23 protein-coding genes are annotated in these 26555 nt (G+C 69.5%); 10 read left to right on the top strand and 13 right to left on the bottom strand.

Annotated features, from left to right (window positions below; translation table 11 throughout):
• Positions 1-40 precede the first annotated feature (40 nt).
• A complete protein-coding gene (locus ACFY2X_RS16955) occupies positions 41-172 on the bottom strand; it encodes a hypothetical protein (RefSeq protein ID WP_389939033.1) in 132 nt (43 codons plus the stop codon).
• A 370-nt stretch (positions 173-542) separates the two neighbouring features.
• Between ACFY2X_RS16955 and ACFY2X_RS16950 the strand changes: the two genes are divergently transcribed.
• Together ACFY2X_RS16950 and ACFY2X_RS16945 are read left to right on the top strand one after the other, a co-directional pair.
• Positions 543-1955, top strand: coding sequence for a sensor histidine kinase (locus ACFY2X_RS16950; RefSeq protein WP_389939031.1), 1413 nt, complete (start codon positions 543-545; stop codon positions 1953-1955).
• A gap of 159 nt (positions 1956-2114) precedes the next feature.
• Complete coding sequence (locus ACFY2X_RS16945) at positions 2115-2396, top strand: DUF3040 domain-containing protein (RefSeq protein WP_389939030.1); 282 nt, start codon at positions 2115-2117, stop codon at positions 2394-2396.
• Between the two features lie 15 nt (positions 2397-2411).
• Here ACFY2X_RS16945 and ACFY2X_RS16940 read toward each other — a convergent pair whose 3' ends face one another.
• From ACFY2X_RS16940 to ACFY2X_RS16930, 3 genes are all read right to left on the bottom strand, one after another.
• On the bottom strand, positions 2412-4043 hold the full coding sequence (locus ACFY2X_RS16940) for a penicillin-binding transpeptidase domain-containing protein (RefSeq protein WP_389939028.1): 1632 nt from the start codon (positions 4041-4043) through the stop codon (positions 2412-2414).
• Between the two features lie 74 nt (positions 4044-4117).
• Positions 4118-4768 carry a lysophospholipid acyltransferase family protein gene (locus tag ACFY2X_RS16935; RefSeq protein WP_389939027.1) on the bottom strand — a complete coding sequence of 217 codons (651 nt, stop codon included), beginning with the start codon at positions 4766-4768 and terminating at the stop codon, positions 4118-4120.
• A gap of 354 nt (positions 4769-5122) precedes the next feature.
• Positions 5123-5743 carry an NUDIX hydrolase gene (locus tag ACFY2X_RS16930; protein WP_389939025.1) on the bottom strand — a complete coding sequence of 207 codons (621 nt, stop codon included), beginning with the start codon at positions 5741-5743 and terminating at the stop codon, positions 5123-5125.
• A gap of 133 nt (positions 5744-5876) precedes the next feature.
• Between ACFY2X_RS16930 and ACFY2X_RS16925 the strand changes: the two genes are divergently transcribed.
• Entirely contained in the window at positions 5877-6413 is a 537-nt protein-coding gene (locus ACFY2X_RS16925; protein ID WP_389939023.1) for a GNAT family N-acetyltransferase, read from the top strand.
• Between the two features lie 52 nt (positions 6414-6465).
• On the opposite strand, the gene ACFY2X_RS16920 is transcribed toward ACFY2X_RS16925, so the two are convergent.
• On the bottom strand, positions 6466-7458 hold the full coding sequence (locus ACFY2X_RS16920) for a tyrosine-type recombinase/integrase (RefSeq protein ID WP_389939021.1): 993 nt from the start codon (positions 7456-7458) through the stop codon (positions 6466-6468).
• Positions 7459-7559: 101 nt separating this feature from the next.
• On the opposite strand from ACFY2X_RS16920, the gene ACFY2X_RS16915 reads away from it, so the two are divergent.
• Together ACFY2X_RS16915 and ACFY2X_RS16910 are read left to right on the top strand one after the other, a co-directional pair.
• Positions 7560-8102: an MOSC domain-containing protein gene (locus ACFY2X_RS16915; protein WP_389939019.1), complete on the top strand. Its 543-nt coding sequence runs from the start codon at positions 7560-7562 to the stop codon at positions 8100-8102.
• Between the two features lie 139 nt (positions 8103-8241).
• The gene (locus tag ACFY2X_RS16910) at positions 8242-9336 is read left to right on the top strand and encodes a winged helix DNA-binding domain-containing protein (protein WP_389939018.1); all 1095 of its coding nucleotides are present in this window, start codon (positions 8242-8244) and stop codon (positions 9334-9336) included.
• Positions 9337-9406: 70 nt separating this feature from the next.
• On the opposite strand, the gene ACFY2X_RS16905 is transcribed toward ACFY2X_RS16910, so the two are convergent.
• On the bottom strand, positions 9407-10288 hold the full coding sequence (locus tag ACFY2X_RS16905) for a LysR family transcriptional regulator (protein WP_389939016.1): 882 nt from the start codon (positions 10286-10288) through the stop codon (positions 9407-9409).
• Positions 10289-10442: 154 nt separating this feature from the next.
• Between ACFY2X_RS16905 and ACFY2X_RS16900 the strand changes: the two genes are divergently transcribed.
• Complete coding sequence (locus tag ACFY2X_RS16900; protein WP_389939014.1) at positions 10443-11135, top strand: type 1 glutamine amidotransferase domain-containing protein; 693 nt, start codon at positions 10443-10445, stop codon at positions 11133-11135.
• A 280-nt stretch (positions 11136-11415) separates the two neighbouring features.
• A complete protein-coding gene (gene erm, locus ACFY2X_RS16895) occupies positions 11416-12249 on the top strand; it encodes an ErmE/ErmH/ErmO/ErmR family 23S rRNA (adenine(2058)-N(6))-methyltransferase (RefSeq protein WP_389939012.1) in 834 nt (277 codons plus the stop codon).
• A 99-nt stretch (positions 12250-12348) separates the two neighbouring features.
• Here the strand turns inward: erm and ACFY2X_RS16890 are convergent, their stop codons facing one another.
• The 7 genes from ACFY2X_RS16890 to ACFY2X_RS16860 form a co-directional block, all read right to left on the bottom strand.
• Positions 12349-15531, bottom strand: a complete 3183-nt coding sequence (locus ACFY2X_RS16890; protein WP_389939010.1) for a discoidin domain-containing protein — start codon at positions 15529-15531, stop codon at positions 12349-12351.
• 13 nt (positions 15532-15544) lie between these two features.
• Positions 15545-17239, bottom strand: a complete 1695-nt coding sequence (locus tag ACFY2X_RS16885) for a DUF5107 domain-containing protein (protein ID WP_389939008.1) — start codon at positions 17237-17239, stop codon at positions 15545-15547.
• Between the two features lie 11 nt (positions 17240-17250).
• A complete protein-coding gene (locus ACFY2X_RS16880; RefSeq protein ID WP_389939006.1) occupies positions 17251-18090 on the bottom strand; it encodes a carbohydrate ABC transporter permease in 840 nt (279 codons plus the stop codon).
• Positions 18090-19028, bottom strand: a complete 939-nt coding sequence (locus ACFY2X_RS16875; protein WP_389939004.1) for a carbohydrate ABC transporter permease — start codon at positions 19026-19028, stop codon at positions 18090-18092. The genes ACFY2X_RS16880 and ACFY2X_RS16875 overlap by 1 nt, the downstream gene beginning before the upstream one ends.
• A 26-nt stretch (positions 19029-19054) precedes the next feature.
• On the bottom strand, positions 19055-20494 hold the full coding sequence (locus ACFY2X_RS16870) for an ABC transporter substrate-binding protein (protein ID WP_389939002.1): 1440 nt from the start codon (positions 20492-20494) through the stop codon (positions 19055-19057).
• 134 nt (positions 20495-20628) lie between these two features.
• On the bottom strand, positions 20629-21951 hold the full coding sequence (locus tag ACFY2X_RS16865) for a rhamnulokinase family protein (protein ID WP_389939000.1): 1323 nt from the start codon (positions 21949-21951) through the stop codon (positions 20629-20631).
• The gene (locus tag ACFY2X_RS16860) at positions 21948-22943 is read right to left on the bottom strand and encodes a LacI family DNA-binding transcriptional regulator (protein ID WP_389938998.1); all 996 of its coding nucleotides are present in this window, start codon (positions 22941-22943) and stop codon (positions 21948-21950) included. The genes ACFY2X_RS16865 and ACFY2X_RS16860 overlap by 4 nt, the downstream gene beginning before the upstream one ends.
• Before the next feature lie 137 nt (positions 22944-23080).
• On the opposite strand from ACFY2X_RS16860, the gene ACFY2X_RS16855 reads away from it, so the two are divergent.
• The 3 genes from ACFY2X_RS16855 to ACFY2X_RS16845 are packed head-to-tail and all read left to right on the top strand — an operon-like array spanning position 23081 to position 26473.
• Positions 23081-23380 (top strand): L-rhamnose mutarotase, encoded by a 300-nt coding sequence (locus ACFY2X_RS16855; protein WP_389938996.1) that lies wholly within the window; start codon positions 23081-23083, stop codon positions 23378-23380.
• Positions 23373-24491 carry an L-rhamnose isomerase gene (gene rhaI, locus ACFY2X_RS16850; protein WP_389938994.1) on the top strand — a complete coding sequence of 373 codons (1119 nt, stop codon included), beginning with the start codon at positions 23373-23375 and terminating at the stop codon, positions 24489-24491. The genes ACFY2X_RS16855 and rhaI overlap by 8 nt, the downstream gene beginning before the upstream one ends.
• The gene (locus ACFY2X_RS16845) at positions 24491-26473 is read left to right on the top strand and encodes a bifunctional aldolase/short-chain dehydrogenase (protein ID WP_389938992.1); all 1983 of its coding nucleotides are present in this window, start codon (positions 24491-24493) and stop codon (positions 26471-26473) included. Before rhaI ends, ACFY2X_RS16845 begins: the two co-directional genes overlap by 1 nt.
• Positions 26474-26555 lie beyond the last annotated feature (82 nt).

Raw genomic sequence — 26555 nt, 5'->3', positions numbered from 1 at the left:
CCTGAGGTAGGCGAAGACCTTCTGACCTACCATGCCCGTTTTATTTGGCTTCGAGATGTTTGGGTCTCTTCTCCCTGTTCTCCTTGTGCTGCTTGACCGAGCACATCGCCTTGAGTGTGGCCTTCTTCTGCTTGCCCGAAGTCTTGGCGGGTTTCTCGTTCGCGTCTCCCATGGTTCCCCCGTTTCATTCAGTGTGACAATGTGCCCATTTCTACACATCAAGCCTTTTACTACCCTATAAAGGCATCAATCACCCATACCTCATGGGTCACAGCGGGGCGCGGGCCATGCCGCCGCCTCCGGGGCGCGGTGTGACCGTGAGCCGGCTTGCGAGGGTGGTCCCGCGGTGAGGCGTCGGGCCGTCCGGCGACGCCCTTCATTTGGCGAGGGTTATGGGAACAAATATTCGATTCAATCGCAAACCTGGGGTCGATGGTTGTTCCCGGAATGCGATTGGAATGCTTATGACATGCGGATACTCATCGTCGAGGCGCTGCGCGGGCAGGCGGGCGAGGGCTCCGCGATGGACTGGGCGGCCGACGATGGCTAGGTGGCGGCAGCTGCTGCGCTCGGTGCGCGGCCAGGCCGTGAGCGTCAACCTGGTGATCTCGGCTGCGGTCCTCGCCCTGACCTTCACCCTGGTGGTGATGCATGTGCGCCATGACTCGGCGGACCAGGCAATGGACAGGGCCGCACGGACCGCGCGCGTCGTCGGCGTGTACCTCTACACCTACCCGGCGCCGGATCCGATTCCCGTGCCGTCCGACGGAGCCCCTCTGATCCAGGTGATCGGCTCCGGTGACGGGAGGGTCATCGCGGCCAGCCCCGCGCTGAAGGGCAAGCCGCGTATCTCCACCCTCGCCCCCGCCGCGAACGACAGCCGGGTGGACGGCACCCTGTGCGAGCCGTACTTCACCCCCTGCGGGCAGCTCGTCGCGTTGCGGATCAGAACCGCCTACTACAGGCAGGTGATCATCTACGCCGCGGCGCCGCTGCCCTTCTTCACCGGATGGGTTTTGCCGGTCCTCCTGGCGGTGCTGTTCCTGACGCTCCTGACATGTGGCGCGGTGAGCACCTGGCGGACCGTCGGCAGGGCGCTCCGCCCGGTCGAGGCGATCAGATCCGAGACCGCCGAGATCACCGAGACGGGGCTGGACCGCAGGATCACGGTGCCGGACACCGGCGACGAGGTGGCGCGGCTGGCCGACACCATGAACTCCACCCTCGACCGCCTTGAGCACGCGGCGACGAACCAGCGGCAGTTCGTCTCCGACGCCTCCCACGAGCTGCGCAGCCCCCTCACCGGGCTGCGTACCCGGCTGGAGCTGGCCCTGAGCGCTCCGGAGGACGAGCCCTGGGGAGAGACGGCGAGGGCGGCGCTACGTGACGTCGAACGCCTGCAGGAGGTGGTGGACGACCTGCTGGAGCTGGCACGGCTCGACGCCGGGGCCCTCGCGAGCCGGGTGAAGACGATCGACCTCGGGGAACTCACCGCGGAGGAGATCGGACGCCGGGCCAGAAGGGTGCCGATCACGGCCGAACTGGCCGGCGACGTGATCGTCCAGGCCGACCCGCTCAAGATGGCGAGGCTCCTGACCAACCTCCTGGCCAACGCCGAGCGGCACGCCGACGAGGAGGTGGTCGTGAAAGTCGCCGCGGAGGGGAAGGAGGCGGTGCTGGAGGTGATCGACGACGGCGAGGGGATCGAGCCGGCCGACCGGGAGCGGGTCTTCGACAGGTTCACCCGCCTGGACGCCTCACGAAGCAGGGACGCCGGAGGGAGCGGGCTGGGGCTGTCCATCTCCCGGGAGATCGCGATGGCCTACGGCGGGCGGCTGTATCTGGCGGACAGCCACCGCGGGGCCCGGTTCGTGCTGCGGCTTCCGCTGGCAGGAGCGGCCGACGGAGCCGATGGGGACGGCGGGGGCGGCGCGGGAACGGCGAGCATCCTCTGATCGGGGCCGCCGGAAACCGTCCCGGCCCGAGAGCGCACCGTCCGCGACGCGCCGGCGGGGGTGGAAAGAAGTGGTAAATCAGAGCCCTCGGAATGGATAATGATCTTCATGATTGGGGAGGAAGTCGGCACACGCCTTGCGTTCCGGTGGAGGTGCGGCATGGCCTGGTCGCAGGACGAGGAGCGAATGCTGCTGCAGATCGAGCGTCATCTCATCGACGAGGACCCGCGGCTGGCAGCGCGACTGGAGTCGTTCAACGAGCGCGTCCAGCGCAAGGAGCGCGGGCGCGGCAGGCGTGAGGCGAAGAAGGAGAAGCGGTCGTCCAAGCGCTCCCGCCGGTCCGCGATCGTCATCATGGTCAGCTGGGTGCTGATCGCGACCCTGATCGCCACGTTGCTCATCATGGTCCTGCGTCACGAGGCCGCCGCGCTCCCGCTCTAGGGCCGCCGTACGGGATCAGCCCAGGGCGTGCAGGAACCGCGCGGCCACCGGCGCCGCCACCGCGCCGCCGCCGGAGCCCTCCTCGACGATCACCGCGAAGGCCAGGTCGCCCCGGAAACCGATGAACCAGGCGTGGGTCTTCAGCGCGTCCTGCGGGCCGAACTCGGCGGTGCCGGTCTTGCCTCGGGTTCCGGACGGCAGGCCCGCGTCCTTGGCGGTGCCCTTGGTGACCACCGCGGACATCATCTGATGGATCTGGGGCTTGACGCCCTCGGGGAGGTCGCGCGGTTCGGACTTCTGCTCCAGGGAGGGGACCAGCGTCGGCGGGCGCCAGGTGCCGTCGGCCAGCGCGGCGGCGACCGAGGCCATCAGCAGCGGGCTGGCGGTGATCCGGCCCTGGCCGAAGGACTCCGCGGCCAGTTCGGCGTCGCTCTGGGCCTTGGGGAAGCTGCCCTTGGCGGCGGGGACGCCGATGCTGAGCGGTTTGTTGAAGCCGAACAACTCCGCGGCGCTCAGCAGCTTGCCGGCGTCCAGACGCTCCTGGGTCAGCGGGGCGAAGGTGGTGTTGCAGGAGTGGGCGAAGGAGTCGGAGAAGGTCACCGAGCCGTATCCGGCGTGGTGGGAGTTGCGGATCGGAAGGCCGCCGATCTTGATGTCCTTGGGGCAGGTGACCCGCTCGCCCGGGGTCATCCCGGACGCCAGCAGCCCGACGGCGGTGACCGCCTTGAAGGTCGAGCCGGGAGGGTAGTTGCCGTCCAGGGCCCGGTTGAAGCCGCCCTGGTTGTTCACCACGGCGAGGATCTCGCCGGAGGACGGCTTGATCGCGACCATCGAGGCGGTCTTCTTCAGGTCGCGGACCGCGTCGGCGGCGGCCTGCTGGACCCGCAGGTCCAGGCTGGTCTCCACCGCCTCGCCGTCCTCGCCCTCGATCTTCCCGGCGGTCTTGGAGGTCTTCTTGGCGGCGTCGACGATCTGGATCTCGGTGGTGGGTCTGCCGGCCAGGCGTTGCTGGAAGGTCTGCTGCAGCCCGCCGCGGCCGATCGCGTCGCCCGCCTTGTAGGCGGAGCCGAGTGCCTTGACGTCCTTCTCGGTGGCCTTGTCGAGATAGCCGACGAGCTGCTGCACCGAGCCGCCCACGTCGCCGCCGTCGATGCGGCGGCCGTCGGAGGCGGTGATGCCCGCCCGCCGCGGCCATATGGTCTTCAGCGCGAACCCGGCGCCTTCGGTCAGATCGGGGTGCACGGCCTTGGGAGACCATTTGACCCGCCAGTGGCGGTCGACGACCGCCAGGTCGATGAGACCGGAGTAGCTCCACTCGCCGATGTTCTTCAGCTTCAGCGTGGCGGTGTAGGCGGCCTGCCCGACGCCGTCGCCGGTCTCGCGTGCTCCCTCCAGCCGCACCGCGAGGTTCTCGACCGCGAGGTTCTTGCGCATGTCCTCGTAGGCTTTGGCGAACGCGGGGTCGGCCGTGCCGAGTTCGGCGCGCATGGCGGCCAGGTCACCCTTCTGCCAGGCCTGGGTGAAGCGCTGCGCCGTCTCCTGAGGGGTGCCCCGGGTGTGCAGCAGCCACCACGCGCCGCCGCCGGCGGCTCCCGCCACCAGCACCACCGCCACCGACGTGATCACGATCGTCTTACCCCGTGGCACCTGACTACCCCCAGTTCTCCGAGCCCCAGGGGCCGAAGCCTAGCGCGGCCAATGCGACATATGCAGACAAATGATCATTTGTTCTGGGTACGGCTGGGCGCATAGCTTTCCACGTACTCCTGCCCGGACAGCTCCTGGATCGCCATCATGATCTCGTCGGTCACCCGGCGCCGGTCGCGCGCGCTGGTCTCCGAACCGATGAAGGTCAGCGGCTTGCCGATCCGCACCCCGACCTTGCCGAGCTTGGGCACCGAGGCGCCGATCGGCAGCACCTCGTCGGTGCCGCTCATCGCCACCGGGATCACCGGGGCCCCGGTGGCCAGGGCCAGCCAGGAGACCCCGACCTTGCCCCGGTAGAGGCGGCCGTCGGGGGAGCGGGTGCCCTCGGGGTAGATGCCGAACAGCTCTCCGTCCCTGAGCACCTGCGCGGCCGCGTCCAGCATGTCCTGTGCGGCGGTGGGACTCTGCCGGTCGATGCTGATCTGGCCGGTGGCCCGCATCCACGCCGCGGTGACGGGATTGCCGGTGAAGTATTCGGCCTTGGCGACGAAACGGACCTGGCGTGGGAGCACCAGGGGCAGGAAGGTCGAGTCGAGGACCGACAGGTGGTTGGAGGCAAGGATGGCCGGACCCGACGCGGGCACGTGCTCAGCCCCGGTGACCGAGGTAGGCCACAGCAGATGAAGAAAGGGGGAGCTGACGAGCTTGGTCAGGCGATAGAGCACGGGCTCTCCTCATGAGACGGGTCTCACCACACTAGGCGATGGCCCGGCAGCCGACAGGTGTGCGTACCCGCACGAGCGGGTCCCAACGTTTGTAGCCTTTCTCCAAGGCCAGAGGCAAAACCATGGGCCCACCGGAGGTCGCGCCGGAGAAACGCGACGCCCCGCGAGAGCCGGAGCTCTCGCGGGGCGATAACGCTTAGTGCCGATGTGGCGGTCGCCTCCTCGGCGAGAGGCACAACACGGCTCCAGCCGAACGGTATTCCGTGAAGGCGGTAATTTGCGGCCCGGGGGACACAAACCACATCGGCACGATTACTCTAACCGACGTCCATCGGAGGTTATTCCGGGTCCGGGTCATCGGCGTGTCCAATGTGGCTGGGCGACCCCGGCAACCCGCAGGTCACGGCCCTTCAAGGCGACTTCGGCGAACTGCCAGAGGATTGCTCCGGTGGGAGCGTGGATCACGATCGAGGGGCCCAGCGGCATCTGCAGCAGGCTCCGCCCCTCCTCGTCGATCCGCCAGCGCGGCACCTCGGGAGCCAGGAATCGCTCCAGCGGCACCCGGTGAACGGAGGCCACCTCGTGGGGATCCCGGCGAGGGCTCTGCCGCCCGCCGAACGCCACCACCGGAGTGATCACGAATCCGGAGTCGGTGACGAAGTCGTCCAGCAGCCCGGCCACCTCCACGTCCCGGATCGAGACCTCCTCCGCCAGCTCCCGCAGCGCCGCCGTGACGGCGTCCTCACCCTCGTCCAGCCGCCCGCCGGGCAGCGCCCACTGCCCGGCGTTGCGGCCGTGCGCGGCCCGCCTGATCACGATCGTGTACGGCCCGCGTTCGTCGTCTTCCAGCACGCACACGGTGACCGCGGCATGCCGCAGGCCGTCGGCCAGTGGAACGGCGTCCTTCCGCCGGAAGGCGGCCAGGTTCGCGGTGATGCGGGGGCGAAGCTCGTCGAACGGGGGCAGATGAGCCATGGAGGTCAGGATCGCACACACGGTCCCCGGCCGTGACCTCTCCGCCTCTGAAACGCCATGCCACCTGCCCCGGACGATCCGTATGCTTCCGTGACGTACGGCGGGCGGAATCGACACCTCGAGGGAGGCCTTCGTGGAGACCGAGCGACTGGTCATGCGCAGATGGCGCGAGGCCGACCGGGAACCGTTCGCGGCGCTGAACGCCGACCCCGAGGTGATGAGACACTTCCCCGCGCCCCTCACCCGGCAACAGTCCGACGCCATGGTGGACCGGATCGAGTCGGCGTTCGACGAGCACGGTCATGGGCTGTGGGCGCTGGAGGTGCGCGCCACGAGGGAGTTCATCGGGTTCACCGGACTGGCGTGGCAGACCTTCGAGGCGCGCTTCACCCCGGCGCTGGAGGTCGGCTGGCGGCTCGCCCGCGCCGCCTGGGGGCACGGCTACGCGGGTGAGGCGGCGCGGGCGGCGCTCGACCACGGGTTCGGCGCGGCCGGGCAGGCCGAGATCGTCTCCATGACGGCGGTGACCAACCTGCGCTCCCGGAGGGTGATGGAGCGCCTAGGCCTGACCAGGGATCCGGCCGACGACTTCGACCACCCCCGCGTCCCCGAGGGGAGCCCGCTCCGGCCGCACGTGCTCTATCGCATCAGCCGCGACGCCTGGCGATGAGCGTCTCGACGCCCGCGGCCGAGCCCGGAGGCCCGCCGCCCGCCGCCACCGGTCACAGTGGCTTGGGCGCGGGCAGGGTGATCCGGTCGACGGCCTCGCGGCGGCGCCGCTCGGGGCGCCGGTCGTAGCGGGCCGTGGTGGCGGGGGAGGAGTGGCCGACGAGAGCCTGCGCCGTGGCCAGGTCCACACCGGCGTCGAGGAGCTCGCCGATGAAGGTGCGCCGGAAGTCGTGCGGGGTGCGGGGCATGGCTCCCGCCTGGGCCATTCGCCTGGCCAGGATGTCGGCGATCGCCTGCCCTGTCATGGCCGCCGGTCCGCCGTCCCGGATCCGCAGCCGCCCGGACCTGCCGACGGGGCAGAACAGCGCTCCGGCCGCGGCGCCCCGTACGGCCAGCCAGCGCTCCATCCGGCCGACGGCCTCGGTGGTGAGGTAGACCATCCGCTCCTTGTCGCGCTTGCCGCGCACCCGCAGCGAGCGCGCTCCGGGGTCGTAGTCGCTCAGGGTCAGCCCGGCGATCTCCGCGCGGCGGCAGCCGGTCGAGTAGAGCACCGCCAGCAGGGCGGCGTCGCGGACTCCGGCGGGGGAGCCGTCGCCGTCGCAGGCGGCCAGCGCGGCACCCACGACCTCGGGCGGGATGTGCTGCCCGGTGGGCAGGCGGGTGTGCTCGACGGTCGGCAGGTCGGCGGCGCGCTGGTATTCCTCGGCGGTCATCTGGCCGAGCCGCCACGCCTCGCGCAGCACCCTGCGCAACGCGACCAGGTGTTTGTTGATGTAGGCGGGTGACCAGCCGCGCTCGGTCATCAGGGCACGGATGCGCACGGTGTGCTCGTAGCGCAGGAGATGCCAGGGCTGGCCGGCTCCGGAGGAGACCTCGTCGCCGGAGATGAGGGCGGCCAGGCGGTCCAGGCAGCCGCGCATCGCCCGGCGGGATTCGGCGCTGGACAGGGAGTCGAGATACACCCGGTAGGGGTCGCGGGCCGGCTCGATGGGGGTTCGGAGTGTCTTGGGCAGGGCGGGCGCGCTCACCCGGCCGATCTTACTCACTTTTTATGATCTACATTGTAAAGGGAGCGGGTCGTGTTCAACCAATTATGAAAGCCCTTTATGAAAGCCCTCACCCCGCGAAAATGAGGAAGGATCACCTCATGGGCGGACGAGTGACGGCGGTGAGCCGCAGTGCCACGCACACCTTCGGCAAAGCCTGTCATCCGGTCATCCGGCTGCTTGCCGGTCTGGGGGTGGAAGGCGACGCGCATCTGGGGGTGACGGTGAAGCACCGATCGCGGGTGGCTCAGGATCCGGCCCAGCCCAACCTGCGCCAGGTCCACCTGATTCACGCCGAGCTCCATGACGAGCTGCGCGCCGCGGGGTTCTCCGTGGCGGCGGGTGAGCTGGGGGAGAACGTCACCACCCGTGGCATCGATCTGCTGGGTCTTCCGGCGGGGGCGTTGCTGCGGCTGGGGGAAGAGGCGGTGGTCGAGGTCACGGGGCTGCGCAATCCGTGCCGGCAGATCGACATGTTCCAGCCGGGCCTGTTGAAGCAGGTGGTGGGCTGCGGCGAGGATGGCGGGCTGATCCGCAAGGCCGGGGTGATGGGTGTCGTGGTGACGGGTGGTGAGGTGCGGCCCGGCGACGCGATCGAGGTGGAGCTGCCACCATCACCGCACCGGCCGCTGGACCGGGTCTAGGGAGCGCCCTCCGCCTTCGAGCCGGAGAGGCTGTTTCCGGGGCCGGGCGGTCATGGGTTCATGCCGAAAAATATGGAACGAATTGTTCCGTTCTGATATTGTGGTGAAGACCCCGGAGAGCCCCGATGAGAGGACACGCATGCCCGAGGCGCTCAGCAGGCGCGCGCTCAACCGAGCCACCCTGGACCGGCAGCTGCTGCTGACCCGGGCGCGGCTGCCGGCGCTCGACGCGATCCGGCACCTGTACGGCATGCAGGCCCAGGCGCCCAACCCGCCCTACATCGGGCTGTGGACCCGCCTGGCCGATTTCGGCCACGAAGACCTGGCCCGGTTGCTGCGCGAGCGGAGCGTGGTGCGGCTGGCGCTGATGCGTTCCACCATTCACCTGGTCACCGCGGAAGACTGCCTGGCCCTGCGCCCGCTGCTTCAGCCGATGCTGTTGCAGAGCCTACGGGGCGGACCCGGCAGGAACCTGGCGGGGCTGGACCTGGACGAGCTCGCCGCCGCGGGACGGGCCCTGGTGGACGAGAGGCCCCTCACCTTCCGCGAGCTGGGGGAGCGCCTGCGGGAGCGCTGGCCGGAGCACGCCTCGGCGGACCTGGTCAACGGTGTGCGCAACACGGTCGCGCTGGTGCAGGTTCCACCGCGGGGCATCTGGGGTGTGGGCGGGCAGTCCAGCCACACCAGCGCGGAGGCATGGCTGGCCCGTCCCCTCGATGAGCGGCCTTCCCTCGAGGAGATGATCCGCCGCTACCTGGCGGCCTATGGTCCCGCGACGGTGATGGACATCCAGCAGTGGTCGGGCATGACCCGGCTGGGCGAGGTCGCCCGGGGCATGGGGCTGAGGGTTTTCGCGACCGAGGACGGGGCGGAGCTGCTGGACCTGCCCGAGGCCTCCCGGCCCGACCCGGACACCCCGGCGCCGGTGCGCTACCTGTCGGAATTCGACAACATGCTGCTGTCGTTCGCCGAGCGGACTCGGACGCGGATCATGGCGGACGAATACCGCGGAAGGGTTTTCACGGTCAACGGCATCATCAAGGCGACGGTTCTGGTGGACGGGTTCGTGCGGGGCATGTGGAAGGTGGCCAGGAAGAAGGGCGAGGCGGTGCTTGAGGTGGAGCTGTTCCAGCCGGTCCCGGCCGGGGAGCGTGCCGCGCTGGAGCAGGAGGGGATGCGCCTGCTGGAATTCGTCGACTCCTCCGCCGGGGTTCGTGAGGTTCGTTTCAGCTGACCGTGCCGCCGTGTCGCGGGGGTCGCCGCCGTCACCTTCGCCCGCGACCGGCTCCGCTCGCATCGCGTGTTCACCACAGGGAGGCCTGCTTGAGCAGCCGGCTGTGCACGGCCGCGATGTGCGGCAGTGTCGCGGTGCCGGTACGGGTCGCCAGGAACAGAGTGTTGATCGGAGGGATCTCCGGTTCGAGCAGCGGGACCAGGCGGCCGGAGGCCAGCTCTCCGGCACACAGGTAGCGGGGCAGCACCGTGACGCCGGCACCGGCGGCGGTGCTGGCCAGCACGCCCCGCAGATCGGGCACGACCACCGCGGCGCTGCCGGTGGGGCGCGTGCCGAACACGAGACGCCAATATCGGCGGATGATGGGCAGGTCCTCGGCGTAGGAGATCAGGGGGACACCGCGCAGGGCGCCCGCCGGATCGCTCGGGAGCACCGACCGGTCGATCCGGGCGGCCCAGGCCGGCGCGCCGACGAGGACGAACTCCTCGTCGGTGAGGGGCACCGCGGTGAGTGCCCTGCCGCGCGGCCGGATGGCGGAGATGACGATGTCGAAGCGTCCCGAAACCAGTCCGGCGAGCAGGTCGTCGGCCAGCCCGAGGGTGACCCGCAGCTTGAGGCCGCGGTTCACCAGATCGGCCAGCGAGGGCAGCACACAGGCGGCGGTGAGCTCCGCGGGCCCGCCCAGGTGCACCGGTTTGGCCAGCGGGTCGCGCGAGACGAGGCCGCGTTCGGCGATCGCCGCGAGCGCGTCGATGTGAACCGCCACCTGCCGGGCGAGTTCGTCGGCGACGGAGGTGGGCACCACCCCGCGTGGCAGCCGCTGGAACAGCTGCTGGCCGAGCTGGGCCTCCAGGGTCCGGATCTGCGCGGTCACGGTGGGCTGGGACAGGCCCAGCTGCGGCGCCGCGCCGGTAAGGGATCCGGCCCGGTAGACCGCGAGAAACGTACGCATCAGGGATAGGTCCATTCGTTCTCCCCTATGCCTGGTCCATCGAAATTTCTATGGATCATATGCATATATCTATTGGTCATCGAATGGGAGAGCGCCCTAACGTCATGCGACGACCGCGACCGGGCGGTCGAAGACCGCATGTCAGGGAGAGACGATGCCCGCTACGAACACGATCCTTCTGGCGCTCACCAGCCACGACCGGCTGGGCGACACGGGCAGGACCACCGGCTTCTATGTCTCCGAGGCGGCGCACCCGTGGCAGGTGTTCGCCGAGGCCGGATACCGGGTCGACCTGGTCTCGCCGCGGGGTGGCCGGCCCCCGATGGACGGGGTGGATCTCTCCGACCCCGTTCAGCGGGCGTTCCTCGACGACGCGCATGTCGCCGCCAGGCTTGGCGCCACGCTCCGGCCAGAGCAGGTCGACCCGGCCGGATACGACGCGATCCTCTACGTGGGAGGCCACGGCACGATGTGGGATTTTCCCGGTGACGCCGCGCTCGCCCGGGTCGCCCGCGACATCTACGAAGCCGGTGGCGTGGTGGCCGCCGTCTGCCACGGCCCGGCCGGGCTGCTCGGCATCACCCTGTCCGACGGCCGCCATCTCGTCGACGGCAAGGCCGTGACCGCCTTCACCAACGATGAGGAGAGCGCGGTCGAGCTCACCGGGGTGGTCCCTTTCCCGCTGCAGACCGCGCTGGAGGAGCGCGGCGCCCGGCACAGCGGGGCGGCGAACTTCGCCCCTCACGTGGTGGTCGACGGGCGCCTGATCACAGGTCAGAACCCGGCCTCGGCCGTCGGCGTCGCCGAGGCCGTCGTCAAGGCTCTCGCCACCGCGCACGCCTTCTGAGCCCCGCGGCGCCCGCATGCCGCCCGTGTCATGCCCGTCGGCACTTCGAGGCCCGGGTGCGAACCCGAAAACGCGTTGCACGGGCTTCGAAGTGATCCGTATCGTCTGGACCATGTGCATATGCTTCGCGCCCTTCATGCTGGGCGCCGTGGCGCGTCCCCGCAGCGGCCAGGCTCTGGCCCGCTAGGGACGCTTCTCTTCTTTCTTCTCCGCGCGTCCCCGATGCGTGTGCCCAGGGCCTCCGAGACCTGTTCATCTCGGACCCGAAAGGGCAACAGCCGTGGCGCAGTCTTTCGCGCATGGAAACCGTTCGCACGTTCGCGGGCAGGCCGGGAACCGAGGCGGCCGCACCGCCCGTGACCGGGCCAGGCGCACCCTCTCGCAGAATTTCCTGATCGATCCGCACGCCGTACGCCGCGTGGTGGAGGCCGCCGGGCCGCACGAGCTGGTCCTGGAACCGGGCGCGGGGGAGGGGGTCCTCACCCGCGCCCTGGCCGGAACCTGCCGCAAGGTCATCGCCTATGAGATCGACCCGCTGCTGGCGGAGAGGCTCTCCACCCGCACGCGCGGCGGGGGCGGAATCGAGGTGGTCAAGGGAGACTTCCTCGGAGCGGGCGCTCCCCGCGAGCGGTTCGCGGTGGTGGGGAACATCCCCTACTCGATCACCTCCGGGATCGTCGGCTGGTGTCTGGGCGCCTCCTGGCTGACCTCGGCCACGCTGGTCACCCAGCTGGAGTACGCGCGCAAGCGCACCGGCGACTTCGGCCGCTGGAGCCTGCTGACCGTGCGGACCTGGCCGGAGCACTCCTGGGAACTGCTGGGACGCATCGGCCGGGAGAGCTTCCGACCGGTGCCGGGGGTCGACTCGGCGATCCTGGGCATCGTCCGGCGGCCCGTGCCCCTGCTGCCCGGCGAGCGGATGGCCCGCTATCGCGAGTTCGTCGAGTACGGCTTCGCCGGGCTGGGCGGTTCGCTGCGCGCCTCGCTGAGAATGCGGTATCCGGCCCGCCGCGTGGACGCCGCCTTCGAGGCGGCGTGGCTACGGCCCGGCACGGTGGTGGGGTTCGTGCACCCCGAGCAGTGGCTGACCCTGTTCGAGCGCCTGCACCGGTGAGGCTTCGCCTCGCTCGCCGGACCGACAACCCTGGCGGTCCGGCGAGCGAGGCGGTGTGATGGGTCGTCCTGTTGAGCGTGGTGCGCGCCGCGGCGCGTGTTACTGGTCGCCGACCTCGATTTCGGCGAACTGCATCAGGTAGTGGGGCGCGTCGAGGCGGAGGGAATTTCCGGTTATCCGGACATAGCGGGCGGTCGTCGGGGTGAAGGCGAAGACCTGGCCGTCCGCGCCCGGTTTGGGGTAGGCAGTCCTGGACGCGACCGTGGTCCAGGTCGCGTTGTCGGACGAGACCTGGATGGTGAAGTCCACCGGGAAACCGTTGCCGGTGTTGCCGCCGTCGCTGCGGGGCCACAGGACCACCTTGCCGACCCGGGACGGCCCGGCCAGGTCCACCGTCACCCACTCTGGATGCTGGACCGTCGACAGCGCGGAGCTGAAACCCATCGAGTACCACAGCTGCGACAGGTGTCCCCCGTCGGTGGCGTTGACGCGGAGCCAGCTCTCGGCTGGATACTCCACCGAGCTGGACGAGGTCACGGTACGGCCGAGGGCCAGGTTGCCTCCGGAGGTCTCGATCTCGGCGAACTGCATGTGGTAGTGGCCGAGGTTGTCGGTGGACAGCTTCGTGCCGGTCACCTTCACATAGCGTGCCTTGACGGGAGTGAACGGGAAGGTCTGGACTTCGGCGTTCGGCCGGGGGTAGCCGGTGCGGGATGCGACGGTGGTCCAGCTGGAGCCGTCGGCCGACACCTGGATGGTGAAGTCGACCGGGAAGCCGAGGCCGGTGTTGCCGCCGTCGTTGCGCGGGTAGAGGTCGACCCGGCTGATCGAGTGCGCGGCGCCCAGGTCCGCCCGGATCCACTCGGTGTGGTTTGCGGTCATGTTGTCGATGCTGCTCCAGCCCATCGCGCCGGGTGCCGAGGCGCGTCGGCCGTCGATCAGGGCAGCCGTACCCCAGCCGTCGCCCTGGTAGGAACTGGAAGCCGTGACCGTGCCGCCCTCGGCACGGTTGATCATCGGGTTGATCCTGAGGTTGTCGAAGCGGGCGCTCGCCCCGCCGGTGACCAGGGCGATGTCGCCGACCGGGTAGGAGCTGTCGGTCACCGTGAGGACCGGGCTCTGGCCGGTGCCCGAATAGACCTTGATGACGCCGCCGACGGCCACCACGCGCAGACGGGTCCAGGCGCCGGCGGCATACCCGGGGACGGACGCCTCGGCGAGGGCCGTCCCGCTTCGGTACACGAAGACCCGGCCGTCGTTGCGCTGGGCGATCAGGTAACCGCTGTCCATGTCGGTGCCGTTGAGACTGCGGACCATCAGCCCGGCCCAGTTGGTGTTGCCGCCGCCGGCCGCCACCCCGGTGATTCTCAGGTCGACTTCGGCGGCGACGTCGGCGTAGGAGCGGCCCTCGACGGCGGAGGTCACTCCCCAGACGGCGGAGGCGTCGGACTGGACGTACTCGCCGCCGCTGATCGACCACGTGCCCCGGGTGTGCCGCCAGTTGTGCTCGCCGGAGTCGAACGTGTCGCCGAACGGGAACGCCGTGTCGGGGGCGGGGGAGACCAGCTCGTCGAGGAGCTGCTTGTGCCGGTCGGCGACGTCGGCGCCCGAGTGGTCGTAGGTCGTGCCGTTGAGGATGAGGCTCTCGGCGATCTGCCGCGCGGTCACCGGCTTGGTCGCTTTGAGCAGGTTGAGGAGTTCGAAGTCCTGCTGGCCGTCGAGCTGTGCCTCGCTGCGCAGGCTGTCGTAGATGTCGTAGGCGGCCTTGTCCGGCCGGACCAGCCAGTTGTCCCCGGTCTGCCAGTCGTTGAAGGTGTCGACGTTGCCGAAGTTGCTACCGTCGCCGAGGTTGCCCCAGTAGTTCCAGCCCCAGTGCAGGTAGCCCTCGCCGCCGACCTTCCACGCCAGCCAGGGGAGCAGCCGCGTCCCGGCCAGGTGGTAGCCGATGAAGCGGTTCATGTGGCCGTCCTGCGGGACGATGCAGGTGTAGAGCCACAGGTCCTTCCCGGCCAGCCGCCCGCTCTGGTAGTGCGCGACGTTCTCGTCGTACGTTCCCGTGTACGGCGTCAGCGTGGTCAGGTTGGTCTCGTTGCCGGGGAAGAGCCAGGCGTGCGCCTCGTTGGTGCGCGGGTTCGGGAAGTACGCCCGGTATTTCGTGTAGAGCCAGTTCGCGGCGTCGACCTGCGCGGTGGTGGAGGGCTCGTCGAGCGCGCTCATGTAGAACGCGTCGGTCCAGCCTTTGGCGTCCAGGTGCGCCTTGAGCGCGGGGAAGATCTTGGCGAGGTAGGCGTTGGTCTGGGCGGTGTCGGGCGTCGCGAGGATCCGCTTGACCGGCCCGTTGACGCCGTTGGCCGCGACCAGCATCTCCAGGCCGGGGTGGTTCCCGTCAGGGTTGCCCTCCAGCAGGGTCGGCGTATAGATGTACTGCATCGCCCCGGCGTCGACGAAGAGCTGGACGAAGCGATCGAAGTTCGTCCAGTCGAAGGTGAAGTTTCCCGACGAGTCCACGGTGGTGCCGGGGATCAGCAGTGCCTGGAAGTCGGCGTAGATCACGTTGTTGCGGTGCCTGGCCATGTTCGCCGCGATGTTGCCGATGACCTTCCACCAGTTCGCGTCGTACATCGTCACGCCGTACTGCACCGGGATCGACATCTGCGTGCCGGAGTAGTCCCAGCCCGCCGACGTGAACCAGTTGTTCATCTTGAAGGTGGACCGGTTCGGGGGCGGGATCGTGACGTCGTAGACGGTGAGGCTCACCGGGACCGTGACGTCGCCGGAGCCGCTGTGCACGACCGCGCTGCCCCTGTAGACGCCCGGTGTCTGCCCCGCCGGGACATGGGCCTGGTAGAAGTACGCCAGGGTGGTGCCGGCCGCCAGGTTCTGCGGGGTGTTCGCCACCAGCGCGTCGTAGTACGCGTTCCCGCCGTCCGGCGGGTTCTGCACGTCGGTGCCGATCTTGCCGATGTTGGGATGGTTGTATTCGCGCCGCACGGTGACCCCGGAGATCGGCGTCCCGGGTCCGGTCAGGGAACCGGCGCTGATCGAGACCCCGCTCTGGGCGCTCGCGGACCGCACCAGGATCTGCGCGGCCTGGTACTCGTTGCGCGCCGCGTAGAGCGCGATGGCGCCCGGCGCGCCGGGTGGCTGGACGGTCGAGGTGAACGGCCGGTCCGACGCGTTCTGGATCCACACGTTCAACGCGGCGGCGCGAGCCGGAGCGGCGAACAGGAACGGCAGTAGCAGGAGGATTGCGAGTAACGGCCCTTTCACGAAGCGGTGCACGATGCCTCCAAGGTCAGCTCATCCGGAAGTCGTAGGCGGCGGGGAGTTCGGCGTCGGCGCCGTGGTAGGCGAACCAGAGCTCGTCCAGCGAGTCCTCGCCCTCGCGCAGGTCGGGCACGGTCAGGTGGCCTTCCAGCAGGCGGCCGGCGCGGTCCCGGTCTCCGGCCTTGAGCGCGGCCTGCGCCTCGAGCAGGCGGATCCGGCCGTGATCCGGGGATCGCAGCGAGTCGATCAGGTTCAGGGCGTCGCCCGGCCGGTCCGCGGCGATCAGGGTGGTGAGGGTCTCCACGGTCAGCGGGTGCAGGCCGGGTGCGAGCGCGTGTGCCTCCAGGAGGAGGACGGCCGCGGCCGCGTCGTCCCCGTGGATGCGGGAGGCCTCGGCGACGGCGCGCAGGGTCAGGGGGTCACGGTGCCGGTCGAGTGATCTTTCCCATGCTCGTACGGCGCCGGCGGGGTCGCCCGAGGCCCAGCGGTTGAGGCCGAGGTGGTAGAGCCCGTGCCGGTCTTCGGCGTCTTCGAGCAGGCGCAGCCAGCCCGGCCCGACGACGCAGCTCGCCTCGCCGGGCAGCCGCCCGGTGGCGAGGAGGCCGAGCCATGGCCGCTGTTCCGGGCCGAGCGTCGTGTCGGGAAACGGGGTCGCGGCCAGTTCGGGGATGCCGCCGGCATGCCGGTCGAGCGCGCCCCATCCCGAGCCTTGGTGCAGGACCTCACCGGCGGGCAGGTCGGCCCATTCCTCGGCGTGGTCGGGCAGGACGGCGGCCGTACGTGAAGGTTCGCAGGGGCCGTAGGCCTCGGTCCAGGTCCATGTGGCCCCGGCGGGCATGGGGAGGTGTTCGAACTGGGTGCGGGCGAGCCCGGCCTGGATCTCCAGGTAGCGGGAGCCGGGTTCGGACAGCCAGTCCTGCCAGTGCGCGCCACCGGGCCCCGAGCTGCCCCAGCCGAACAGCTTGCGGCCGGACAGCCGGTCCGTGGAGACGTGCAGCAGGCCGTAGCCGGACTCGTCCACCGCGGCGATCCACGGCTGCCCTTCGACGTGGAAGAAGTAGTCGGCGGCCGTGCGCCAGCGGGCGGGGACGCTGTCGTCCTGGGTGAAGGGGATGGTGGTGAGTTCCTGCGCGTAGCCGTAGTGGTCGGCCTTCGAGGCCGGGACGAGCACCCGTGTGGCCGGAGTCTCCGGGATCGCGATGTTCGACCACCAGTAGACCGGCACCTCATGCGGCTGAGGATTCCGCAGGGTGATCCCGACGAGGAGCACATCGGCCGCCAAGCGGGCGTCGATCTGCAGGATCAGCCCGCGCATCCGCTCGTACTCGTACATCCGGATGCCCTCGCCGACCCGGACGGCGTGGAGCGGCTCGCAGGTCAGCGGCCAGTGCCCGGTCGTGCCGAGGTTCCACTCCACGCCGCCCGCGAACCAGGCGTCGCGGAGCGCGAGGTTGGCGGGCTGGATCACCGGGTTGCGGAACAGCAGCTCCCGGCCGGCGGACTTGTCGACGAGCGACCAGAGGCGTCCGCCCAGGGAGGGGAGGAACTCGGCTCGCAGGTGCTTGTTCTCCAGCACGATCGACGGGATCTCCCGCTCCACCGGGTGGCGGCCGTATCCGTCGCGCCTGCCGTACGGCAGCAGCGAGAACGGGACGCCGTAGGCGGCCCGGACGGGAGGCGGGCGCAGGATCGGGAGAGGGCTGACCGGGCCGGGGTCTGCCATGCGGACACGCATCATTTGCCCGCTCCAAGGGTCAGGCCGGAGATGATCCGGCGGGCGAGCAGGATGTAGAGCGCCAGCATGGGCAGGACGACGATCGCGACGCCGGCGATCAGCCCGCCGTACTCCGACTGGTAGGTCGCGGCGCCGTACAGGGTGAACAGCGCACGGGCCAGTGTGAAGCCCGCGTTCTCCTGGATGAACACGATCGCGAGCAGGGTCTCGTTCCACAGCCCGATCGCGTTCAGGATCAACGCGGTGATCATTCCGGCGCGGGCCAGCGGCAGGGTGACCGAGACGAAGGTGCGCAGCGGCGACGCGCCGTCCAGCGCGGCCGCCTCCTCCAGTTCCTCGGGCAGCGTGCGGAAGAACCCGGTCAGCAGGAACACGGTGAAGGGCAGCGAGAGCGCGACATAGAGCAGGAACAGCCCGAACAGGCTGTTGGTGAGCTTGAGGTGGGCCATCCCGGCGAACAACGGGATGATCACCGTCTGGATGGGGATCCCCATCCCGATCGCGATGAAGCTGGTCAGCGGGCCGGATCCGCGGACACCGAGCCGGCTCAGCGCGTACGCGGCGGGTGCGGAGAGCAGCACGATCGTCACCGAGGCCGCGGCCGTCATGATCACGGTGACCAGGAACGCGTGGCCGAACTCGGCCTGGTCCCAGGCGTAGCGGAAGTTGCGGAACGGCTCGCCGCGCTCGAACCAGGTGCGCGGCAGCCCGAAGGGATCCCGGAAGATCTCCAGGGGTGTCTTGAAGGAGGCCGAGATCAGCCAGTAGAGCAGCAGCACGTTGATCGCGGTGAACAGCCAGATGAACGCCGTGCCGGCGAGCCTGAGGGGGTTGCGCATCAGTATTCGAGCCTCTCCCCGCGCATCACCCGGCGCAGCGCGAGCACCAGGACCGTCACCAAAGTGATCATCGTCACGGCGCAGGCGCAGGCGACGCCGTACTCGGGCGTGCCCTGGGTGCCGAAGGACCGGTCGTACACGTAGACGGCCAGCGTCCAGGTCTGGTTGGGCGGCGCGTAGGTGCCGGGCCCGGCGAGGACGAACACCATCTCGAAGATCTTGACGGCGCCGATCGTCCAGAGCACTCCGGCGATGCCGACGACGTCCCAGATCATGGGCAGGGTGATGTGGCGGAACTTCTGCCCGGCCGAGGCGCCGCAGAGATCGGCGTCCTCGTAGAGGTAGCGCGGGATGCGGTCGACCGCCGCCATCAGGATCGTGATGTAGAACCCGGCGCTCGCCCAGATCAGCGCGCCGATGACGATCCAGACGATGTTCTCCGGCCGCAGGAATTTGGCGGCGGGCAGCCCGAGCGCCTGCAGGAGGAAGTTGGCCAGCCCCTGCTTGGACGGGCTGTACTTGAAGACGAACCCGAAGAACATGCCCAGGGCGACCGGGGCGACGATGTTCGGGAAGAACAGGATCGCCCGGATCGTCTTGCCGGCCTTCATCTCCCGCAGCACCATCGCGAACAGGAAGGCGAACAGGAACGTCCCGACTCCTCCGGCCACGATGTACATGAGCGTGTTGCCGAAGGCGTACCGGAACGAATCGCTGCCGAACATCTCCTGGTACTGGGTGAGCCCGGTGAACTCGGGGGCCTCGCCCGCTCCCGACCATCGGGTGAAGCTCAGCGCGACCGTGACGATCGCCGGGCCGATCAGGAACAGGACATACAGCACGATCGTGGGCAGTACGAACGGCCAGAACAGGCGGCGTTTGCGGACGAGGTGCGGTGCCGGCGTGCTCGCGGCGGGCAGGAGGCGTGTACCCGCCACGGACCGTTCGCGTATGGCCTGCGCCATCACTGCTGGGTCTTCCAGAACGCGGCGGTCGCGTCGGCCAGCCTGTCGATGAACTGCTGCGGGGTGAGCCTGCCCTTCAGCAGGTCGTTGTCGGCCGGGAAGAACACCTGCTCGGCGTACTTGCCTCCGGCGATGCCGTCCACGCCGTCCATGAACAGGGTGTGCGTCTTGGCCGGGTCGTCCAGAGCGGCCTTGAGGCCGGCGATGTCGCCGGGCACCGGCAGGTCTTTGCGCGGGGTCAGGTTGTCGGCGACCGCGGGGATTCCGGCGAGCATGCTCTTGGTCAGGAGGTAGGCGATGAAGGCCTTGGCGGCCTGGGGGTGCTTGGCCTTCTTGGTGACGCCGAAGCCGATCTCCTGGACCTCGACGACGTCGTGGGTGGCCCCCTCCGGCATCGGGTACTGGAACGAGCCGAAATCGATGGTCTCGGTTCCGCCCTGCTTGGCGAGGTACTCCCGGGCCTCGGTGGGACCCCAGCTGCCCATGAACAGGTAGTCGGCGTCGCCGTCCGCCCAGCGTTGCTGGATCTGCGGGAACTTCGCGGCGTCCCAGCCGTCGATCAGATAGGTACCGGTCTTGGCGGTGTACTCGGCGGCCTTGAGGAAACCCGGGTCGGTTTTCCAGAGCCGGCCGGTCTTGTCCTGCGCGGCGCCCGCCAGGCCGCCGGGGCCGACATACCGGGACGCGACCTGGTCGAAGAACCACGCGCCGTAGTAGCTGATGTCGCCGTCCAGTGCGACGGCCGAGCGGCCGGCCTTCTTGGCCGCGTCGAAGAGCGCGAAGACCTCGTCCATGGTCCTGGGCGCGGTGAAGTTCTCAACCTGCCGCTTGTCGTACCACCATGCGTTGCCCAGCACGATGTACGGCACGGCGAACAGCCTGCCCGCGTCGTCCTCGGCTGCGGGGGTGTCCCAGTAGGGGGCGGGCAGCAGGTCGCGGACCGTGCCGTCGCCGGTCTTCATGTCGAGCACGTCGTCCACCGGCTGCGTGCCGCCCGCCGCGACGACGGCCGCTCTGATGCCGGTGAGGTCCTGGTCGAACAGGTCGGGCACGGTGTCGGTGTTCAGCGCCGGGACCAGGTTCTGCCGCAGGTAGGCGCGGCCCAGCCACTGGATGTCGACCCTGACGCCGGTCTGCTTGGTGAAGCAGTCCGCGACGTGGCGCAGGACCTTGCCCTGCGGCTCGTCCTTGGTCCACATCGACCAGTAGGTGAGTTCCCTGTCGGTGATGGGCTTCGTGCCGGCGCCGGGGCACGGGGTGGTGAAGTAGGCGGCTGCCGTGGGCAGGGTGAATTCTCCGGAAGACGTCGTCTGTTCCGCGGGTGCCGCGTCGGCGCCCTTGCCGTTTCCGGGGCTTTCGGGGCTTGCGGTACTGCCGCAGGCGGTCAGGCCGAGGGACATCGCGAGGCCGAGCGCGGTGAGGAGGCGATGCTTGGACACTGCTTCTCCTGCATCGATTGGGGGGCTGCTTAGAGAAACGTTTTAATAGAGTCGTCGGGACAGTAGGCCTGCTTCTTCGGCTATGTCAAGGGTTCGCGGGACGCCCCTTTTCCGGGGCATTCCGCGTATACGTTTTAAGTCCTGGGCTCGTACTCGCGGGTTTGCCGCGTCGCCGCGACCAACGCCCGCATCTCGTCCAGACTCCCGACCAGCCCACGCGCCCGCGCCTGGACCAGCACGTTGCCGAGGGCGGTCGCCTCGACCGGCCCGGCCACGACCGGCAGCCCGCAGGCGTCCGCCGTCAGCTGGCACAGCAGGGCGTTACGGGCACCGCCTCCGACGATGTGGATCACATCGACCGGTTTCCCGGACAGCCGGGTCGCGTCGGAGATCGCGCGGTGGAAGGCGGCGGCCAGGCTGTCCAGGATGCACCGGGTGATCTCCGGCATCGTCTCCGGGACCGCTCCGGTCCGGCCGCAGTGAGCCGCGATCCTCGACGGCATGTCACCGGGTGGCAGGAACTCCGGACCGTCGGGATCGATGAGCCACCGGCGGGCGGGCAGGCGTGCCGCCGCCTCCAGCAACGGCTCGACGTCCGTTGTCCCCCAGGTCCGCATCGACTCCTGGAGCAGCCAGAGTCCCATGACGTTGCGGAGATACCGGACCGTGCCGTCGATCCCGGTCTCGTTGGTGAAGTTGGCCGCCCGGCTCTCCTCCGTGAGCACCGGTTCGGTCAGTTCGACACCGGCCAGAGCCCAGGTTCCGCACGAGATGTAGGCGAAGCGGTCACCCGAGGCGGGGACGGCGGCCACCGCCGACGCGGTGTCGTGCGAGCCGACCGCGGTCACCGTGGCCCCGTCGAACAGCCCGATCGGTTCGCCGGGTTCCCGGATCGGCGGGAGGATTCCAGCCGGGATTCCCAGTCCGGCGACGAACGGCCGAGCCCAGTCGCGCTCGCGCACGCCGTACAGACCCGTGGTCGAGGCGTTGGTGCGCTCGGCTCCGAGCTCGCCGGTCAGCCAGTAGGCGATCAGGTCCGGGATCATCAGCAGCGTCGCGGCCCGGTCCAGATGCGGCTCCGTGAGCAGCTGGTAGATCGTGTTGAAGGGGAGGAACTGCAGGCCGGTGAGTTCGTAGGGGTCGATCCGCTCACGAAAGACGCTGGTACGGCTGTCGCGGTAGCAGACCGGATTGCCGAGCAGGTTCCCCCGGGCGTCCAGCAGGCCGTAGTCGACCGCCCACGAGTCGACACCGATCGAGTCGTGGGGTCCTGCCTTGGCGAGACCGTCCAGGACGCCCTGGTAGAGCGCGAGAACATCCCAGTGGAGGCGGTCGCGCAGCCGTACCGGGCGGTTGGCGAAGCGGTGCACCTCGGTCAGCTCCAGGCGGTGCCCGTCCAGGCCGGCCACCATGACCCGGCCGCTCGACGCCCCCAGGTCCACCGCCGCGAACTTCACCGGGTGCTCTCGCGGATCACGAGCTCGGGCTGGAACATGATCTGCTGATGAGCGTGCCGGCCCGGGTTGTCGCACTCGTCCAGAAGCAGTTCGGTGGCGATACGGCCGAGCTGGTACGTCGGCTGCCGCACCGAGCTGAGCGTGACCGCGGACGCGGCGGCGAACTCGATGTCGTCATACCCGATCAGCGAGACGTCCTCGGGGACGCGGACGCCCCTCTGGATCAGCCCGCGAAGGACGCCCAGCGCCAGCAGGTCGTTGGCGCAGAAGATCGCATCGGGGAGGTTGGAGACCAGCTTTTCGGCCGCCTGCTGGCCGGTGCGGGCGTTCATCTCCGGCATGACGATCTCGGTGACCTTGCCGCGCCTGCCGTGCGTCCGGAGTGCGCGGCGCATGCCCTCCTGACGCTCCCGGCACTGCCGTATCGACAGCGGGCCGGTCACGAAGGCCAGCCGTTCGGCACCCCCGTCGAGCAGGTGCGACGTGGCCAGGCGCCCGCCCGCGACGTGGTCCACGGCGACCGAGCACTGGTCGGAGCGCTGTGCCGGATGGTCGAGCAGCACCACGTTGATGCCGCGCTCGCGGAGGCGATCCAGCGGCTCCGGATCCTCGCCCGCCGGGGTGATCAGCACTCCGCGGACCCGGTGCTCGGCGAGCACGAGCAGGTTGCGGTCCTCCCGGGTGCGCGACTCCGCGGAGTTCGCGAGGATCACCGCATAGCCCCGCTCTCCCGCGATGTCCTCCACGCCCGCCGCGACGTCGGTGAAGAACGGGTTGGCGATGTCCAGGACGGACAGTCCCACGGTGCGGCTGTGCCCGGCGCGCAGGGTCGACGCCGAGCCGTGCCGGACGAAGCCGAGCTCGCGGATGGCCCGCTCGACCCGGGCCCGGGTTTCCGGGGAGACGCGTTCCGGCCGGTTCAGGGTGTTGGACACGGTCCCGGGCGAAACTCCGGCCCGGGCGGCGACGTCCTTGATGCTGACGGTACTCATGACGCCGTCTATTAAAACGTGCAAAGTCCATCGGCCGCCAGCCGGTCAGCCGGTTGCCCGGAATCGCCCTTGACATGGCTGGGGACCCCTTCTAGCGTCCTCGATGTCACTTAAAACGTTTCGATAGATGGTGAGTGATGCGTCGAGCCTGTTTCCTGCTGAAGGTCCGCCCGGACCGGCTGGCCGAGTACCGCGAGCGTCATGAGGCCGTCTGGCCGGACATGCTCGATGCGCTTCGGACGGCCGGATGGCACAACTACTCGCTCTTCCTGCGTGATGACGGGCTGCTGGTCGGCTACCTGGAGACGCCGGACTTCGGCGTCGCCCGCGCGGCCATGGACGCGACCGAGGTGAACGCCCGATGGCAGGCCGAGATGGCGCGCTTCTTCGAGAACCCGGAGATCGTCGTCCTCGACGAGGTGTTCCATCTTGATTGAGATCGAGACCTGCTCCTGGGCGTATGGCAACAGCGGAACCCGGTTCAAGGTGTTCTCCCAGCGAGGGGTGCCCCGCGACCCGTACGAGAAACTGGCCGACGCGGCGCAGGTGCACGCGTTCACCGGTGCGGCTTCGCGCGTGGCGCTGCACATTCCGTGGGACCAAGTCGCCGACTTTCAGGATTTGTCGCGATATGCCAGTGAACTCGGCATCCGGATCGGGGCGATCAACTCCAACGTTTTCCAGGACGACGACTACATGCTGGGCAGCGTCGCCAACCCCGACCCGCGGATCCGCCGCAAGGCCCTGGACCACCTGCTCGCCTGTGTGGACGTCATGGAGGCCACCGGCTCGGACACGCTCAAGCTCTGGTTCGCCGACGGCACCAACTATCCCGGCCAGGACGACATCCGCGCCCGTCAAGACCGGCTCGCCGAGGCGCTGGCCACGGTCTACCAGCATCTCGGCGAAGGCCGGCGGATGCTGCTGGAGTACAAGCTGTTCGAGCCCGCCTTCTACACCACCGACGTGCCCGACTGGGGTACGGCGTACGCCCATTGCCTGCGCCTGGGGGAGAAGGCGCAGGTCGTCGTGGACACCGGGCATCACGCTCCGGGAACCAACATCGAGTTCATCGTGGCCGTCCTGCTGCGCGAGGGCAAGCTCGGCGGGTTCGACTTCAACTCGCGGTTCTACGCCGACGACGACCTGATGGTCGGCGCGGCCGACCCGTTCCAGCTCTTCCGGATCATGCACGAGATCGTGTCGGCTGACGCGCTCGGCGTGTCCTTCATGCTCGACCAGTGCCACAACATCGAGCCGAAGATCCCCGGTCAGATCCGCTCGGTGATGAACATCCAGGAGGCCACGGCCAAGGCGCTGCTGGTGGATCGGGCCGCCCTGGCCGAGGCTCAGGCGGGGGGTGACGTGCTCGGCGCGAACGCGGTGCTGATGGACGCCTACAACACCGACGTCCGGCCGCGGCTCGCCGCGCTTCGGGAGAGCCAGGGCCTCGACCCCGACCCGATGGCCGCCTACCACCGCTCCGGATACGCGGAGAAGATCGCGGCCGAGCGGATCGGCGGCGTGCAGGCGGGCTGGGGCGCGTGATGCGCGAACTGCTGGACAGGGCCCACCTCCTCGGTTCCGATCGGCGCACCACGAACTACGGCGGCGGCAACGTCTCGGCCAAGGGGGTCGCGGAAGACCCGGTCACCGGTGAGAAGGTCCCCCTGCTCTGGGTCAAGGGGTCAGGCGGCGATCTCGCGACCCTCACCGAGGACGGCCTGGCCGTGCTTCGCCTCGACCGGCTCCGCGCCCTCGCGCACCGGGCGGAGGACGATTTCGTGCCCCTGCTCGACCACTGCCGATACGGCCCCGGCGGCGCGACGCCCTCGATCGACACCGCCATGCACGGGCTCATCGACGCCGCCCACGTGGACCATCTGCACCCCGATTCCGGAATCGCGATCGCCACGGCGGCCGACGGGCCCGCGCTCACCCGGAAGATCTTCGGCGCCCGGGTCCTGTGGGTCCCGTGGCGCAGGCCCGGCCTCGGCCTCGGCCGCGAGATCGCCGCGCTCCAGCAGGACAACCCGCAGGCCATCGGCGTCATCCTGGGCGGTCACGGCATCACCGCCTGGGGTGCGACCTCGGCTGAATCCGCGGCCCGCTCGTACGAGATCATCGAGACCGCCGAGCGGTTCATCGCCGAACACGGCCGCTCCGAACCCTTCGGGCCGGAACTACACCGGCCCCTCCCGCCGGCCGTACGGCATGAGCGTGCCGCGGCGATCTTTCCGCTTCTGCGCGGCCTGTGCTCGACCGACGCGCGCACGGTCGGTCACTACACCGACGACCCCGACGTACTCGACTTCCTTTCCCGAGCCCGGCATCCCCGGCTGGCCGCGCTCGGCACCTCCTGCCCGGACCACTTCCTGCGGACCAAGGTCCGCCCTCTCCTGCTGGACCTGCCCGCGACCGCGCCGCTGGAGGAGGTCCGGGTACGGCTGCGCGGCCTGCATGCCGAATATCGCGCCGAGTACGCGGCCTACTACCAGGCCCACGCGGTCGAGGGGTCGCCCCCGATGCGCGGTGCCGATCCGGCGATCGTGCTGGTCCCGGGCGTCGGCATGTTCAGCTTCGGCAGGGACGCGCATGCGGCGAGGATCGCGGGGGAGTTCTACGTCAACGCGATCAACGTGATGCGTGGCGCGGAGGCCGTCTCCCGATATGAGCCGATCTCGGACGCGGAGAAGTTCCGGATCGAGTACTGGGAGCTCGAAGAGGCCAAACTCCGCCGGCTTCCCGCGCCCGACCCGCTCGCGGGGCGAATCGCCCTGGTCACCGGGGGTGGCTCGGGCATCGGCGCGGCCACCGCCCGGCGGCTGTCGCGGGAGGGCGCCTGTGTCGTCGTGGCCGACCGCGATCCCGCCGGCGCCAGGGTGATCGCCGAGGAGATCGGCGGCGTGGCCGTGCAGTCCGACGTCACCGACGAGGCTCAGGTCGCGGCAGCCGTACGGAGCACGGTACTGGCCTACGGCGGCGTGGACCTGGTCGTGAACAACGCCGGGCTCTCCCTGTCGCGCCCATTGCTGGAGACCTCGGTCTCGGACTGGGATCTGCAGCACAACGTGATGGCCCGCGGCTCGTTCCTCGTCTCCCGCGAGGCCGCACGGGTGATGATCGAGCAGGAGCTCGGGGGCGACATCGTCTACGTCTGCTCGAAGAACGCCGTCTTCGCCGGCCCCGACAACGTGGCATACGGCGCCGCCAAGGCGGACCAGGCCCACCAGGTCCGGCTGCTCGCGGCCGAACTCGGGAGGTACGGCATCCGGGTGAACGGCGTCAACCCCGATGGAGTCGTGCGTGGTTCGGGCATCTTCGGCTCCGGCTGGGGCGCCCAGCGGGCCGCCGTGTACGGGGTGGCGGAGGAGGAACTGGGCGCCTTCTACGCCCAGCGGACCCTTCTCAAGCGGGAGGTGCTTCCCGAGCACGTGGCGTTCGCCGTTTTCGCGCTCACCCGGCTCACCCACACGACAGGCCTGCACATCCCGGTGGACGCGGGAGTCGCGTCCGCCTTCCTCCGGTGAACCCGGCACCGTCCTCCCAGCGGGGCCGATGAGGAGGTTGTGGCCGCTCACATCGTTTCGAGGTTCAAGGCCACTTGGCGGA

Source organism: Streptosporangium sp. NPDC000396, from assembly GCF_042898655.1.
GTDB lineage: Bacteria > Actinomycetota > Actinomycetes > Streptosporangiales > Streptosporangiaceae > Streptosporangium.
This window is presented reverse-complemented; position numbering and strand designations above follow the sequence as displayed.